At 71.3% G+C, this 14006-nt stretch carries 11 protein-coding genes and 2 pseudogenes; 9 read left to right on the forward strand and 4 right to left on the reverse strand.

What is annotated here, in order from left to right:
• Positions 1–176 precede the first annotated feature (176 nt).
• From ACIGZJ_RS21830 to ACIGZJ_RS21850, 5 genes are all read left to right on the forward strand, one after another.
• Positions 177–1661 (forward strand): pyridoxal phosphate-dependent decarboxylase family protein, encoded by a 1485-nt coding sequence (locus ACIGZJ_RS21830; RefSeq protein ID WP_396458766.1) that lies wholly within the window; start codon positions 177–179, stop codon positions 1659–1661.
• 120 nt (positions 1662–1781) lie between these two features.
• Positions 1782–3191, forward strand: a complete 1410-nt coding sequence (locus ACIGZJ_RS21835; RefSeq protein ID WP_396458845.1) for a GNAT family N-acetyltransferase — start codon at positions 1782–1784, stop codon at positions 3189–3191.
• A gap of 343 nt (positions 3192–3534) precedes the next feature.
• Positions 3535–4797, forward strand: coding sequence for a MurT ligase domain-containing protein (locus ACIGZJ_RS21840; RefSeq protein WP_392938066.1), 1263 nt, complete (start codon positions 3535–3537; stop codon positions 4795–4797).
• Between the two features lie 43 nt (positions 4798–4840).
• Positions 4841–5569 (forward strand): type 1 glutamine amidotransferase, encoded by a 729-nt coding sequence (locus ACIGZJ_RS21845; protein WP_392938068.1) that lies wholly within the window; start codon positions 4841–4843, stop codon positions 5567–5569.
• 350 nt (positions 5570–5919) lie between these two features.
• A complete protein-coding gene (locus ACIGZJ_RS21850) occupies positions 5920–6945 on the forward strand; it encodes a 6-phosphofructokinase (RefSeq protein WP_392938070.1) in 1026 nt (341 codons plus the stop codon).
• Positions 6946–7050: 105 nt separating this feature from the next.
• On the opposite strand, the gene ACIGZJ_RS21855 is transcribed toward ACIGZJ_RS21850, so the two are convergent.
• On the reverse strand, positions 7051–7878 hold the full coding sequence (locus ACIGZJ_RS21855; RefSeq protein WP_396458767.1) for a tyrosinase family protein: 828 nt from the start codon (positions 7876–7878) through the stop codon (positions 7051–7053).
• Positions 7879–7934: 56 nt separating this feature from the next.
• Positions 7935–8339: a tyrosinase cofactor gene (locus ACIGZJ_RS21860; protein WP_396458768.1), complete on the reverse strand. Its 405-nt coding sequence runs from the start codon at positions 8337–8339 to the stop codon at positions 7935–7937.
• Between the two features lie 476 nt (positions 8340–8815).
• On the opposite strand from ACIGZJ_RS21860, the gene ACIGZJ_RS21865 reads away from it, so the two are divergent.
• The 3 genes from ACIGZJ_RS21865 to ACIGZJ_RS21875 all read left to right on the forward strand — a co-directional run bounded on the left by ACIGZJ_RS21865 (position 8816) and on the right by ACIGZJ_RS21875 (position 11853).
• Positions 8816–9811: a 2-hydroxyacid dehydrogenase gene (locus ACIGZJ_RS21865; RefSeq protein WP_396458769.1), complete on the forward strand. Its 996-nt coding sequence runs from the start codon at positions 8816–8818 to the stop codon at positions 9809–9811.
• Positions 9812–10809: 998 nt separating this feature from the next.
• A complete protein-coding gene (locus ACIGZJ_RS21870; RefSeq protein ID WP_396458770.1) occupies positions 10810–11130 on the forward strand; it encodes a hypothetical protein in 321 nt (106 codons plus the stop codon).
• A gap of 81 nt (positions 11131–11211) precedes the next feature.
• A complete protein-coding gene (locus ACIGZJ_RS21875; RefSeq protein WP_396458846.1) occupies positions 11212–11853 on the forward strand; it encodes a site-specific integrase in 642 nt (213 codons plus the stop codon).
• A gap of 238 nt (positions 11854–12091) precedes the next feature.
• Here ACIGZJ_RS21875 and ACIGZJ_RS21880 read toward each other — a convergent pair whose 3' ends face one another.
• Both ACIGZJ_RS21880 and ACIGZJ_RS21885 read right to left on the reverse strand, forming a co-directional pair.
• Positions 12092–12166 carry an SEC-C metal-binding domain-containing protein gene (locus ACIGZJ_RS21880; RefSeq protein WP_396458847.1) on the reverse strand — a complete coding sequence of 25 codons (75 nt, stop codon included), beginning with the start codon at positions 12164–12166 and terminating at the stop codon, positions 12092–12094.
• A gap of 72 nt (positions 12167–12238) precedes the next feature.
• Positions 12239–13328, reverse strand: a pseudogene (locus ACIGZJ_RS21885) (IS110 family transposase); the annotation flags it as partial.
• A 342-nt stretch (positions 13329–13670) separates the two neighbouring features.
• Here ACIGZJ_RS21885 and ACIGZJ_RS21890 point away from each other — a divergent pair.
• A pseudogene (locus ACIGZJ_RS21890) lies at positions 13671–13967 on the forward strand (transposase); the annotation flags it as partial.
• Positions 13968–14006 lie beyond the last annotated feature (39 nt).

Consider the following 14006-nt stretch of genomic DNA (forward strand, 5'->3'; position numbering starts at 1 on the left):
TCGCAGACACCGCCGCTGACACCGCCGTCGGCGCCCCCGCCACAGGGAGCCGACACCCCCGCCAGGGGAAGAGGGGCCCGCGCCGCACGGCGCGGGCCCCTGTCCGTAGGATCGGGCCTGATCAGGTGCGCCGAGGACGCCGCGCCACGAGGCCTCCCCACCCGCTGGAGCACCCCGTGACCTCAGAGGACTTCCGCGCCGCCGCGCACACCGCCGCCGACCTCGTCAGCGACTACCTCGCCGAGCTGCCCGCCCGCCCGGTCTGGCAGCCGATGGACGACACCGCCCGGCAGGCCCTGCTGGACGCACCGCTGCCGAAGGACGGCCGCCCGCTCACCGAGCTGCTGGCCGCGATCGAGCACGACGTCCTGCCGTACCCGATGGGCAACGGCAACCCGCGCTTCTTCGGCTGGGTGAACTCCGCCCCGGCCCCCGCCGGGGTCCTGGCCACCCTCGCCGCCTCCGCGATGAACCCCAGCTCGGCCGGCGGCGACCACGCCGACGTCCACCTGGAGCGGGCCGTGGTCCGCTGGATCGCCGAGCTGGTGGGCTTCCCGCACCCGGCGGGCGGCGGGCTGCTCACCTCCGGCACCTCGATGGCGACCATCGTCTGCCTGGCCGCCGCCCGCAACCGTGCCGCCCGGCTGGCCGGCTGGGACGTCCGCGAGGACGGCCTCGCGGGCCTGCCCCCGCTGGTCGGCTACGTCACCGGGGAGACCCACTCCTGCGTGCGCAAGGCCGCCGAGCTGCTGGGCCTCGGCAGCAGGCGGCTGCGCACCGTCGCCACCGGCCCGGACGGCCTGCTCGACCCCGCCGAACTGCGCGCCGCGATCGAGCGCGACCGGGCCGCCGGGCTGCTGCCCTTCCTGGTCGTCGCCTCCGCCGGCACCGTCGGCACCGGCGCCGTGGACGCCTTCGAACCGATCGCCGACCTCTGCGCCGAGCAGCGCCTGTGGCTGCACGTCGACGGCGCGTACGGGGCCTTCGGCGTGCTGGACCCGCAGATCGCGCACCGCTACGCCGGGCTGGAGCGCGCCGACTCGCTCGCCCTGGACCCGCACAAGTGGCTGGGCGTGCCGGTGGACTGCGGCTGCGCCCTGGTGCGCGACGCCGAGGAGCTGCGCGGCACCTTCAGCCTGGTGCCCTCGTACCTTCGCGACGAGGCGGCCGGCGCGCTCGGCTGGTTCTCCGAGTACGGCACCGAGCAGACCAGGCCGTTCCGCGCGCTGAAGGTCTGGGCCACCATCGCCCACCGGGGCCGCGACGGCCTCGCCCGGGACATCGCCCGGTGCACCGCGCTCGCCCGCCGCCTCGGCGAACTGGTCGAGGCGGACGAGGAGTTGGAGCTGCTCGCAGAGGTGCAGACCTCGATCGTCGCGTTCCGCCACCGCGCCACCGGCCCGGCCGGAGCGGGCGAACCGGGCAGCCCCGACAGGACCGGCGGAACCAGCGCAACCGACGAGGCCGCCGCGGACGCGCTCAACCGCGAGCTCCCGGTGGCGGTCCAGCGGCGCGGGCGGGTCTTCGTCACCGGGGCGCGGCTGGCCGGCCGGGAGATGCTGCGGGCCTGTCTGCTCAACGCCGACACCACCGAGGCGGATCTGGAACTGCTGGTGGCCGAGGTGAAGGCGGCGGCCCGCGAGCTGCGGCAGGCCCCGTAGGTCCGGCCCCGCCGCGGGCGCGACCACAATCGCAACCCGGGCCCGAAGACATTAACCGTCAGGTCACGGAGGATTCGTGACCGTGAAACACCGAAGCGGCAGATTGATGCCATGGAGCACATGGAGCAGCTGACGACGACCGAGGCCACGACGACCCCGACCCCCTCCCCGGCCCCCTCCCGTGCCCAGCGGCGCGGCGCCAGAACGCACCGCTGGCGCCGCGACACCGTCGAACTCGCGGCGGTCTTCCTCTCGGTGACCGCCGCCGACCTGGTCGCCACCACGGTGGTGCACGGCGCGCACGGCCCGGTGGTGCTCGCCGCCTCGGCGCTCGCCCTGATCGCCACGGCGCTGTTCCACAGCTGGTGGTCGCACCGCCACCGGCTGCACGGCCCGCCGGGCCCGGAGGCCGCCGCGCCCACGCCCGCGGCCGAGCCGAGGGGTCCGCTGCACGACTTCGCGCAGACCGCCCTCTGGCGGGTGCGGACCACCGTGCAGGACTCCCCCGGCAGCCTGGCCCGGGTGTGCACGGCCTTCGCCGAGCGGCAGGTCAACATCGTCTCGATGCAGTCGCACCCGCTGCCGGACGGCACCGTCGACGAGTTCTTCGTCCGGGCCCCGCAGTCCCTCACCCGCACCGACCTGGCCGCGCTGGTGGCGGCCGCCGGCGGGCACGACATCTGGACCGACCCGGCCGACGCCCACGACCTGGTCGACGTGCCCACCCACGTCCTCGCGCTGGCCACCCGCACCGCGCTGGACGCCGCCGAGCTGCCCGTCGCACTGCGCCAGCTGTTCGGGCAGTGCACCATCCGGCAGTACCCGGGCGCGGGCGGCAGCAGGCCCGCCGGGGTGGACGGCCATGTGATGCGGCTGCCCGTGCCCTCCGGGGACCTCGTCGAGCTCACCCGCCCGCACCTGCCCTTCACCCCGACCGAGTTCGCCCGGGCCCAGGCCCTGGTGGAGCTGGACACCCTGCTCGGCCCCCGCGTCCCGGACGTCCGGGCCCGGCTGACCCTGCCGGCCGGCGCCGACCTCACCGTGCGGCGGGCGGACGCGGACGACAAGCGGGCCGCACTGGCCATGCACGGGCGCTGCTCCCCGGAGACCCTGCGCAGGCGCTACCACGGCCCGGTCCGGGACGCCGACCGCTATCTGGACCACCTGCTGGACGCCCGGCACGGCCAGGCCCTGACCGTCGAGGCGGCCGACGGGCGGATCGTCGCCCTCGGGCACCTGATGTGGGACGACGACAGCGCCGAGGTCGCGGTGCTGGTCGAGGACGCCTGGCAGCGGCGCGGGCTCGGCCTGGACCTGATGCGGCGGATGTCCGCGCTGGCCCTGGAGGCCGGGGTGGAGACGGTCTACGCGATCACCCACGCCTCCAACACCGGGCTGATCTCCACCATGCGCAGGCTGGGCGCGCCGCTGGACTACCAGGTCGAGGACGGCACCCTGGTGATCACCGCACACCTGGCGGAGGCCGCCGAGGAGCTGCCCGTCCCCTGGCCGACCCGGCCCGGCCGGTAGCGGGCCCGGCCCGGTTCCGGTAACGGACCCTTCACAACACCCTCACCCGGGCCGGACGGCGACCTCGCCGTCCGGCCCGCGGTGTCGCCGTCCGGCCCGCGGTGCCGCAACCGACCCGGGCCCGGCGGGCGTCCCCTGCTTCGGGCGACCCGTCCGTACACCGCCCGCCCTGACCTCGCGTCAGGGCCCCCGTCGGCACGCCGCCGGGCCCGTCGCAGCAGGCGGCACAGGGTCCGGAGGGTCGAGCCGGGCGAGGGAGTCGGTAGGCTGGCCCCGTCCCCGCCGCCCGACGGCCCGTTATCCGGCCCCCGGGTGGTGCCGCAGCAAGGAGGAACCACTGAGCATGGCTGGCACCGAAACGGAGCCCACAGGCGCACGCGACGCCTCGCTGCCCGCCCGCGCCAAGATCGCGGTCACGGCCGGCAAGGTGGCCGCGGCCGTCTCCCGCAAGGCCGGGCGCGGAAGCGGCTCGGTGATCGGCGGCAAGGTCGCCCTGCGGCTCGACCCCGACCTGCTCGGCACCCTCGCCGACCACCTCGACGTCGTGCTGGTCAGCGCCACCAACGGGAAGACCACGACCACCCGGCTGATCGCCGAGGCGCTGCGCGCCGCCGGCCCGGTGGTCTCCAACGCCCTGGGCGCCAACATGCCGGCCGGCATCACCTCCGCCCTGGCCGGTGGCTCGGACGCCCGCTTCGGCGTCATCGAGGTCGACGAGAAGTACCTGGCCGGGGTCGCCCGCGACACCAGCCCGAAGGCGATCGCGCTGCTCAACCTCTCCCGCGACCAGCTCGACCGCGCCGCCGAGACCCGGATGATGGCCGAGAAGTGGCGCGAGGGCCTCAAGGACACCGAGGCCGTGGTGATCGCCAACGCCGACGACCCGCTGGTCACCTGGGCCGCCTCCTCCTGCAAGAAGGTGGTCTGGGTGGCCGCCGGGCAGGCGTGGAAGGAGGACGCCTGGTCCTGCCCCGCGTGCGGCGGTGTGATGCAGCGCCCCGGTGACGACTGGTTCTGCCAGGACTGCGGCTTCCGGCGCCCCAACCCGCACTGGGCGCTCCAGGGCACCCACGTGATCGACCCGCAGCGCGGCGCCTGGCCGATCCACCTCCAGCTGCCCGGCCGGGCCAACCTGGCCAACGCCACCAGCTCGGCCGCCGTGGCCGCCGTGTTCGGCGTCTCCCCGCAGGTCGCGCTGGAGCGGATGCAGTCGGTGACGGCCGTGGCCGGCCGCTACGACGTGGTCCAGTACCAGGGCCGCGACATAAGGCTCCTGCTGGCGAAGAACCCGGCCGGCTGGCTGGAGACGTTCTCGCTGATCGACGGCCCGCCCACCCCGGTCATCCTGTCCGTCAACGCGCTCGACGCGGACGGCACCGACACCTCCTGGCTGTGGGACGTCGACTACGAGCGGCTCGCCGGACACCCGGTGTTCGTGATGGGCCAGCGCAAGCTGGACCTGGCCGTCCGCCTGGAGGTCGCCGGCCTGCAGTTCCACGTGGTGGACTCGCTGGAGCAGGCCGTCCGGATGGCCCCGCCCGGCCGCATCGAGGCGATCGCCAACTACACCGCCTTCCAGCAGCTGCGGAAGGTCGTGGCCGGCTGATGCCCGGCCCAGCAGCACACTTCACGATGGAAGGCCTTCGAGGATGAGTGAGAGCAGCCTGCGCGTGGTCTGGGTCTACCCGGACCTGCTCAGCACCTACGGCGACCGCGGCAACGCCCTGGTCGTGGAGCGCCGGGCCCGCCAGCGCCACCTCAACGTGACCAGGATCGACGTCCGCTCCGACCAGGCGGTGCCCACCAGCGGGGACATCTACCTGATCGGCGGGGGCGAGGACCGCCCGCAGCGGCTCGCCGCCGAGCGGCTGCGGGGCGACAGCGGCCTGGTGCGGGCCGCCGAGAACGGCGCGATCATCTTCGCCGTCTGCGCCGGCTACCAGATCCTCGGCCACGAGTTCGTCAACGACCTCGGCGAGCGCGAGCCGGGCCTCGGCCTGCTCGACGTCTGGACCACCCGCGGCGAGGGCGCCCGCTGCGTCGGCGACGTGCTCGCCGACGTGGACCCGCGCCTCGGCCTGCCACAGCTGACCGGTTTCGAGAACCACCAGGGTGTCACCCACCTCGGCCAGGGCGTCCAGCCGCTGGCCACCGTCACCGCCGGCCGGGGCAACGGCACCGGGGACGGGACGGAGGGCGCCTGGCGCGACACCGTGTTCGGCACCTACCTGCACGGTCCGGTGATGGCGCGCAACCCCGCCGTCGCGGACATGCTGATCAAGCTGGCACTGGACGTCAACGCCCTGCCGCCGGCCGACACCACCTGGTACGACGCGTTGCGCGCCGAGCGCATCGCGGCCACGACGCGCCCCGCGTAGTACGCCCCCCGCCCCGACCGGGTGCCCGCGATGCGGTCACCCGGTTCGCGGGCGGGCCCCGGCATACGACAATGGGGCTGCCGGCTGCACACCCTCCTCGGCAGCAGGCTGCACTTCCGCGCGGGGGCGCCGACGGCGCCGCTCCCGCGTCGGCTCCTGCCCGGCCGGACGCAGGAGCCGTATGCTCGACAGCACGGCCGGTTTCGGATGCTCTGTCCGAATCGGCCGGTCCTTCACCCCACGGTCATCTCCCCGCCATCACGGCGAGGGACGGGGCCGTTACGGTGTCGGTTCGTCGTCCCAGCCTGTAGTCCGGCCGTTCCTCGGTTCTGCTCGGGAGTTGCAAAGCAATGCGTATTGGAGTGCTGACCAGCGGCGGTGACTGCCCCGGACTGAACGCGGTGATCCGTTCCGTGGTCCACCGGGGGGTGGTCGACCACGGCGACGAGATCATCGGGTTCGAGGACGGCTGGCGCGGTTTTCTGGAGGGCGTGCACCGCCCCCTGACGCTGGACTCGGTGAGCGGCATCCTGGCCCAGGGCGGCACGATCCTCGGCTCCTCGCGGGTCCAGCCCAGCCACCTGCGCGACGGCGTCGAGCGCGCCAAGCAGTACTGCGCGGACCTCGGCCTCGACGCGGTGATCCCGATCGGCGGCGAGGGCACCCTCAAGGCCGCCAAGCTGATGAGTGACGCGGGCCTGCCGATCGTCGGCGTGCCGAAGACCATCGACAACGACATCGCCGCGACCGATGTCACCTTCGGCTTCGACACGGCCGTCTCGGTCGCCACGGAGGCGCTGGACCGGCTGAAGACCACCGCCGAGTCGCACCAGCGCGTCATGGTCGTCGAGGTCATGGGCCGACACACCGGCTGGATCGCGCTCAACGCCGGCATGGCCGCGGGCGCCCACGCGATCGTCGTCCCGGAGCGCCCGTTCCACATCGACAAGCTCACCGCCGTCGTCCGCGAGCGCTTCGACCGGCAGAAGAAGTTCGCGATCGTGGTCTGCGCCGAGGGCGCCAAGCCCGAGCCCGGCACCATGCACTGGGAGGAGGGCACCAAGGACATCTACGGGCACGAGCGCTTCACCGGCATCGCCACCCAGCTCTCCCGCGAGCTGGAGCACCGGCTCGGCAAGGAGGCCCGTCCGGTGATCCTCGGCCACACCCAGCGCGGCGGCACCCCGACCGCGTACGACCGGGTGCTGGCCACCCGCTTCGGCTGGCACGCCGTGGAGGCCGTCCACAAGGGCGCCTTCGGGCACATCACCGCCCTCCAGGGGACCAGCATCAACCTGGTCCCGCTGGCGGAGGCCGTCGCCGAGCTGAAGACCGTCCCGCAGGAGCGCTACCTGGAGGCGGAGACGGTCCTCTGACCCTCCCCGCGTCACCGGTCACCGACCGCCGGCCCCCCGAGCACTCCTGCTCGGGGGGCCGGCGGCGGTTTTGGGGCCTGCTCCGAATCAGGCTGCCGCCGCGGCTCAGAACCCGGTGTCGTAGGTGTACCGGGCGCTGTGGTCGAGCATGTCCGCCGGGGTGACGTTGTTCCACGGCTTCATGACCTCGTTGAGGTCGACCACGTTGGCGGTGCCGCCGGTCGGCAGGTAGCCGGCCGACGGGTGGAGCCGCTGCCACTCCGACCAGAGCTTGTCGATGAAGCAGTGGTGCAGCCAGAACACCGGGTCGTTGGGCGACATGCCGGTGGTCATCAGACCGCCGACCCAGACGTGAACCCGGTTGTGCAGGTTGACCCCGCGCCAGCCCTCCAGGTTGTTGCGGAAGCCGTCCGAGGCGCTGTTCCACGGCGCGGCGTCGTAGGTGGAGATGGCGAGCACGCCGGAGGTCTCGGCGCGGGTCGGCAGCTGGGCGACCCCGCTGCCGAGCTGGCGCCGCAGGTAACTCCGGCTGTCGGCACGCACGTTCAGCGTCCAGTTCCCGGTCGAGAAGGCGAACGGCCCGGTGGTCACCTGGCTGTCGCTGCTGCGGCCGTTGCCGCCCATGAAGTCCGCGCCCCAGATCGAGGCACTGGTGGTGCGGTCCGCCGTCCAGTCCCAGTACGGGAGGGTGACGGTCGGGTCGATCGCCTGCAGCGCCTCCTCGAACTGCAGCAGGAAGCGGCGGTGCCAGGGCAGGAAGGACGGCGAACGGTGGCCGACCCGCTCGCCGTTGTCGGTGTCGCTGATGATGAAGTCGTTGTGGGTCGAGACGAAGGAGTCGTACCCGCCGTTGCTCTTGAGCGCGAGCACGGCGTTCACGAAGGCGCGCTTCTCCTGGGCCGTCAGGGTCGCCTGGTTCCTGCGGACTGCCATGAGTCCCCCCTTGGGTGTGAAGTGGTGTACCGGGTCAGGGTGTTCGGACTCGTGGCTCAGGCGGTGGTGATCGGCACGAGGGTGGCACCCTGCAGCTCGCCGACGGCCGCACGGGCGAGCGACCGCGGGGTGGCGAAGGTCTGGTAGTGGTTGACGACACTGATCCAGGTGCCGTCCGCGTTGCGCATCATGTGCAGCTCGTCGCCGTCGATCCGCACCGAGTAGCCGGCGCCGCCGTGGTGGTGGCTGCTGCCGTCGGTGACCGGTCGGCCCTGGATGCGGCGCCCCTGGAAGACCTCGTCGAAGGTGTCGGACGCGCCCGGGTCGGCGGCCGTCGCCGGCTTGCTGGTCGGCCCGGCGACGCCGAGCACGACGGTGCCCGCTGCGGCGGTCAGGGCCACGGCGGCCCCCTGCAGCATCCGGCGCCGGGTCAACTCCGAGGAATGGGTGACTTCGGACATGGTGGTACCCCCTCGAGCACCCCACGTGGTGTTGGGGTGCTGTTCAGAAAGGCTTGCAGAAATGTTAATGCGAGGCGATTTCATGATCGCGCCCGCTATTTCGATGCTTCCAGGGCGGATCGACCTAGAGAACAGCCAATCGGCGGGGGTACGTACGGTTGACGTGGATCCAGCCACCCATCGATGGACCACGCCTCGGACGCCCCAGGAAGATCTCCCGTTTCTCCACTGAAAGATCGTCAGAACGGGATGGATCTTCACACTGTGCAGATCCCGCACCGAAGATCCTCCGCCCCCGACCCATCCCCGGTGACCGGCCTCACCCGGGCAGGATGGCGCGATGCGACGGCCTCCCTCCGGCCGCAGGTGGCCGAAGTCGGGCGTGGCGCGCGGAAACTGTCGGTCCGTCGGATAACTCCGGCCGCCACCGGCATGCCGTACACCGACCACCGGGGAGGCCTCGGTAGCGTGCGGGGATGGAGATCCTCGCCTACGGCGTCCAGGCAGATGAACGGCCGCTTCTGGAGCAGGCCTTCGCGGGCCGACACGCCCTGCGCACCCTGGCCGTCTTCCTCAACCGCGACACCGCTCCCCTGGCGGCCGGATACCCGGCCGTCAGCAGCAGCGTCAACGCCGTCCTCGACGCCGAGACCCTCGCGGTACTCGCCGCCGGCGGCACCAAGCTGATCGCCCAGCGCTCCACCGGCTTCAACAACATCGACCTCGACGCCGCCGCCGACCTCGGCCTCACCATCGCCCGGGTCTCCCACTACAGCCCGTACGCGGTCGCCGAACACGCCTGGGCCCTCGCGCTGGCCGTCAACCGCCGCCTCACCCGCGCCGCCAACCGCTCCCGCGAGTTCGACTTCCGCCTCGACGGCCTACTCGGCCGGGACATCCACGGCATGACGATCGGCGTGATCGGCACCGGCAAGATCGGCGAGTGCTTCACCCGGATCGCCGCCGGCTTCGGCACCGAACTCCTCGGCTGGGACATCGCCCCCAACCCCGCCTGCCTCGACCTCGGCATGACCTACACCGAACTCCCCGAACTCCTCACCCGCGCCGACCTGGTGAGCCTCCACGTCCCCCTGCTCCCCACCACCCACCACCTCATCGACGCCGCCGCCCTCGCCCGGATGAAGGACGACGCCATCCTCATCAACTCCAGCCGCGGCGGCCTCGTCGACAGCGCCGCCCTCGTCGAAACCCTGCGCGCCGGCCGCCTCTCCGGCGTCGGCCTCGACGTCTACGAGGAGGAGACCGGCGTCTTCTTCACCGACCAGTCCATCCAGGGCATCACCGACGACACCCTCGCCCGCCTCGTCACCTTCCCCCAAGTCCTCGTCACCAGCCACCAGGCCTACTTCACCCACACCGCCGTCAGCCAGATCATCAACACCACCGCCCGCAACATCGACGACTACGCCAACGGCCGCCGCAACGAGAACACCCTCATCCCGAAGGGGTGACCCGACCGCCCGGAACGCTTCCGGCACTCACCGGCCCTGCGATCCACCAGCACGACCGCATCCCCGTCCTCGGGGAGACGACGGCCGACGATTTCCCCCTGAGACAAACTCATCGCTCAGGACTTCACAGGCTGCCGACCCTGCTCACTCACCCCTGAATGCCGCCCACCCCGTCATCGCAGCGGAGATAAAAGGCTCCAGATATTTCGGACGCCCTCCCGCCACCCACCATCGAGAACCCCTTGACCCCCAGTCAAGGGGTTCAACTAGTGTCGACAGCCGAGGTCTTGATGCCTCGGCTTTTTTGCTTCCCAACTTCACTGAACCTAGGGAGAGTTGGGGCTCACCGCGAGCAGCAAGAGTCGGCAGATTCCGAACCCGTTCGATCCTCAGAGGGGTTCAAGTTCGTACATAGATGTCCGTGAGCGCCCATGGGCGCTCACCAGGTGCGGTCCCAAACTGGTCCCCAAACTGGTCCCCAAATGGTCCCCAGGCCCCCGGAGCCACCTTCGTCACCGCGAGTAACAGCATCTGTCGACCCTTCAGCAGAACCCTCCTGCCGACTGCCGCAGCCCGTCGCGCATTGCCCCTGGCCAGACGAGGTGGTCCGGACGGATCAGGGTCGACTACCCACCGGACACGGATAGTGATCTTCCGGACGGTGTGTCGTCTTGAGCGTGTCCTCGCCAGTTGGTTCTGACATGCCTCGCGCACCGCCCCTCACGCTCTGCCGAACACCCGGCACAGCCTTGAACCCGGGATCACCCGAGATCGCGGAGGAGCAGCTCATGGGTCAGCGTGCGCAGCGTGGTCGGGTCTATCGGCGGTGTGGTTGTTCGGATGGGTCGGGGAAGCCGTTGGGTCCGTGGTGTCCGCGGCTGGCGGGGGACTTGAAGCACGGGACGTGGACGTACGCGGTCGATCTGGTGAAGGAGGAGGGGCGGCGCCGTACCCGCCGTCGTGGTGGCTTCAGCAGTCGTGCGGAGGCAGCCCGGGAGATGGCTGCCGTGTTGGACGGTGAGCTGCGCGGTGTCTACGAGGACCGCCGCACGACCGTGGCGAGTTTCCTGCGGGAGTGGCTGGCTGCGAGAAAGGAGGTCCTCGCGCCGAACACCTACGCCGGCTACGAGGACTGCGTCGAGCGCGACCTCATCCCCGCCTTCGGCCAGTGCCGTCTGCCGGATCTGCGGCCGAAGCAGATCGACGCCTGGGTAGCCGCGCAGCAGAAGGCCGGTCGTGGGCGGGTCACGGTCTACCGGGTCCTCTCGACGCTGCGCAACGCGCTCAACCACGCCGTGCGCACGTGGCGGCTGCGCTAAAACCCGGCCAAGCACAGTGTTCCGCCCAAGCCCCGCGCCGCGGAGCGCACCTGCTGGACGCCTGACGAGGCGGCCGCGTTCCTGCGCCACAACGCCGAGCACTACGCCGACCGGCTGTCCGACCTGTTCGAGGTCATGCTCGGCACCGGCATGCGCCGCGGCGAGATCCTCGCCCTGCACTGGGACGACGTCCACCTCATGGACCGCAAGCTCTACGTCCGCTGGGCCCTTGCCGCCGTCAACAACAACGGGATCCTCTTCCGCGAGCCCAAGACCGAGGCCGGCCGCGCCTGGATCAGCCTCTCCCCCAGAGCCATGACCGCCCTCCACCGCCAGGCCGCACTCCAGATGGCCACCCACCCCGAAGGACGCCTGGAAGGCCTCGTCTTCGCCCACGGGGGCGGATCGCCCCTGCGCCCCCAGTGGGTCCTCGACCAGCTCCGCAAACGCACCGCCGAACTCGACCTGCCCAGGGTCGGCCTGCACGACCTGCGCCACACCCCGGCCAGCATCATGATCGCCGCCGACATCCCCGTCGCTGTCGTCTCCAAGACGATGCGCCACTCCACCCTCGCCATCACCATCAACCTCTACGGCCACCTCCTCAAAGACTCCGCCGACCAAGCCGTCAACGCCCTCTCCACCGCCCTCGACCACGCGGACACCAAAGCGGCCCGCGAGACCAGCCCCGCCGTCGGTCACGACTTCGACCAGGCGGCGTGAGCCAGCCGGGGCCCACCACCGTGCACCTGGCAGCATCGACGTAGGTCGCGGCGGTGGGTCCGAGGCACGAGTTCCACCCGCCACCCGGTGACAGCTCCCGGCCCCGAAGCTAGCTGACCGTACGACGGCACCGAGCCGGTCGGAGTACGCCGGTCAGGATGGTTGGCTGTCTCGAGCGTGGCCTGCGTGCGTACGTGCCGCAGACGATGCGGCTGTCGCTCCCGGCGTTTTCGGCGCCTCACAGCCCCGCTGGATGGCAACGGCCGGCCTTCCGGCCGGAGCCGCAGGGACATGCGGCGTTCTTTGGGACCAAACGACCCGGCCCCTCGGGTTTGGCCTTGGGAGCTGTACGGCCAGTCCTCTGTTCGCTGCCGCGCGCCCGCCAGCGGCGGTTGTAGTGGTCGTGAGCGCCGGGCGAGGCGGTGAGCGCGGCGAATGCCCAGTGCCGGCCGGTCGCGGCCAGGCGGCTGTTCTTGATCCGGCGGTGGCTGACGCGACGGCTCTTGCCGGACTCCCGCGTCACCGGGGCGCTTCCGGCATAGGCCTTCAGATCCCGGGCCGTGGCGAACCGGGTGCGGTCATCACCGATCTCGGCGAGAATCCGGGCGCCGGTGAGCACGGCCAGGTCCGGGAAGCTCGTGATGATCTCCGCGTCGGGATGCTGTCGGAAGAGCTCCTCCGTGGCGACAGCCAGGTCGTCGCAGGACTGGCAGGCCGCTTCGAGTTGGGCGAGAAGTGCAAGGGTCTGGCGTCCCATTGCCGTTTCCACCAGCGCCGGCTGACGAAGCCGGGTCCGGCGGAACACCTCGAGCAGACGGTCGGGTATCGGTGTCGATCCGGCGTTGGCGGCCGGCCCGCACGATGGCGGCCTTGAGCTTGCTGCGGATCAGTTTGGAGGCCTCGGCCTGCGTGGGCGCGACCGCCAGTATCGCGCGGGCTTCACGCGCCAGCAGCCGCTCGCGCTTGTCGGCGAACGCCTCGAGGATCGCCGGGTAGTACTCGCGCAGGTGCGAGCGCAGGCGGTTATGAGCTCGGGTGCGGTCCCAGACCGCGTCCTGCCGGGCCCTGGCGAGGACGGCGATCGCCTTGACGAGGTCGGAGTCGCACGGCAGGGGTCGGTGGAGCTCCGCGTCGGTCCGCAGGATGTTCGCCAGGACGACGGCGTCCTGGTGGTCGGACTTCTTGCGGGAGACGGTATGCCTGTCCCGGTAGCGCGCGACGGCCATCGGGTTGATCGCGAAGACTCGGCGGCCGCAGGCCCGCAGGCAGGCCACCAGAAGCCCGCGGGACGTCTCGATCGCGATCGGGACCGGAGTCTCCGGGCTGTCGCCGTGCTCGGCGAGCAGTCGAAGCAACTCCTGGAAGCCCACCACGTCGTCACTGATCCTGAGCTTGCCGACAAGGCGGGCGTCGGAGTCGACCACTGCCACGTCGTGATGGTCTTCGGCCCAGTCGATTCCGCAGGTCACGTGCATGCGCGCCTCTTTTCGATGCTTCGCTGTCCGCTGGCGTCGAGCCGCGGCAGGACCACTCGGCGACCTAATAGAAGCGCTCACCGGCGCACCACCCCATCAGCCGTCCGTGGCCCCAGCTGTTCTCAGGGTCCTCGGTCTCGTGAAGAGCTCCACAGCTCCGGCTGATCAGGAGGCGGCCCTGAAAACGGCTCGAACCACGGCACACTACGGCGGCTCACTCCCAAGCGGCAGGGGCCGCGCACGCGTCGCTCTTGTCGAAGCGCTCGAAGCGCGGCATACAGCCAGACATCTCGCTCGGCCCCTGCAGGGCTGATCCAACTCCCAGCCCTCAATGCCTATTAGGCCTACAGCAATCGACGCACGCGGGCCAACCTGCGCAGACGCGGGATCACCGCAGTGATCCCGGAGAAGGCGGACCAGGCGGCCAACCGAAAACGAAAGGGCTCCACCGACGGCCGACCAGTCACCTTCGACCCCGACCACTACAAACAGCGCAACCACGTCGAACGGTGCCTCCAGAAGATCAAGACATGGCGCGGCCTGGCCACCAGATACGACAAGAGCCTGGAAAGCTACGAGGCCGACCTGCACCTTCGCGGATCGATCACGTGGCTGAAGTCCCTGACCGCAACCACATGATCCGAACCCCGAACAACTCCTAGCACCCTGGTCTGCAGC

The organism is Kitasatospora sp. NPDC052868 (genome assembly GCF_044547105.1).
Taxonomy (GTDB): Bacteria; Actinomycetota; Actinomycetes; order Streptomycetales; family Streptomycetaceae; genus Kitasatospora.

Bases quoted from the DNA above. Each gene is read 5' to 3' on its own strand.
- ACIGZJ_RS21870 (WP_396458770.1), top strand. From the start codon at position 10,810: ATGGCTGCCGTGTTGGACGGTGAGCTGCGCGGTGTCTACGAGGACCGC.
- ACIGZJ_RS21860 (WP_396458768.1), bottom strand. From the start codon at position 8,339: ATGTCCGAAGTCACCCATTCCTCGGAGTTGACCCGGCGCCGGATGCTG.
- ACIGZJ_RS21855 (WP_396458767.1), bottom strand. From the start codon at position 7,878: ATGGCAGTCCGCAGGAACCAGGCGACCCTGACGGCCCAGGAGAAGCGC.
- ACIGZJ_RS21850 (WP_392938070.1), top strand. From the start codon at position 5,920: ATGCGTATTGGAGTGCTGACCAGCGGCGGTGACTGCCCCGGACTGAAC.
- ACIGZJ_RS21845 (WP_392938068.1), top strand. From the start codon at position 4,841: ATGAGTGAGAGCAGCCTGCGCGTGGTCTGGGTCTACCCGGACCTGCTC.
- ACIGZJ_RS21840 (WP_392938066.1), top strand. From the start codon at position 3,535: ATGGCTGGCACCGAAACGGAGCCCACAGGCGCACGCGACGCCTCGCTG.
- ACIGZJ_RS21835 (WP_396458845.1), top strand. From the start codon at position 1,782: ATGGAGCAGCTGACGACGACCGAGGCCACGACGACCCCGACCCCCTCC.
- ACIGZJ_RS21865 (WP_396458769.1), top strand. From the start codon at position 8,816: ATGGAGATCCTCGCCTACGGCGTCCAGGCAGATGAACGGCCGCTTCTG.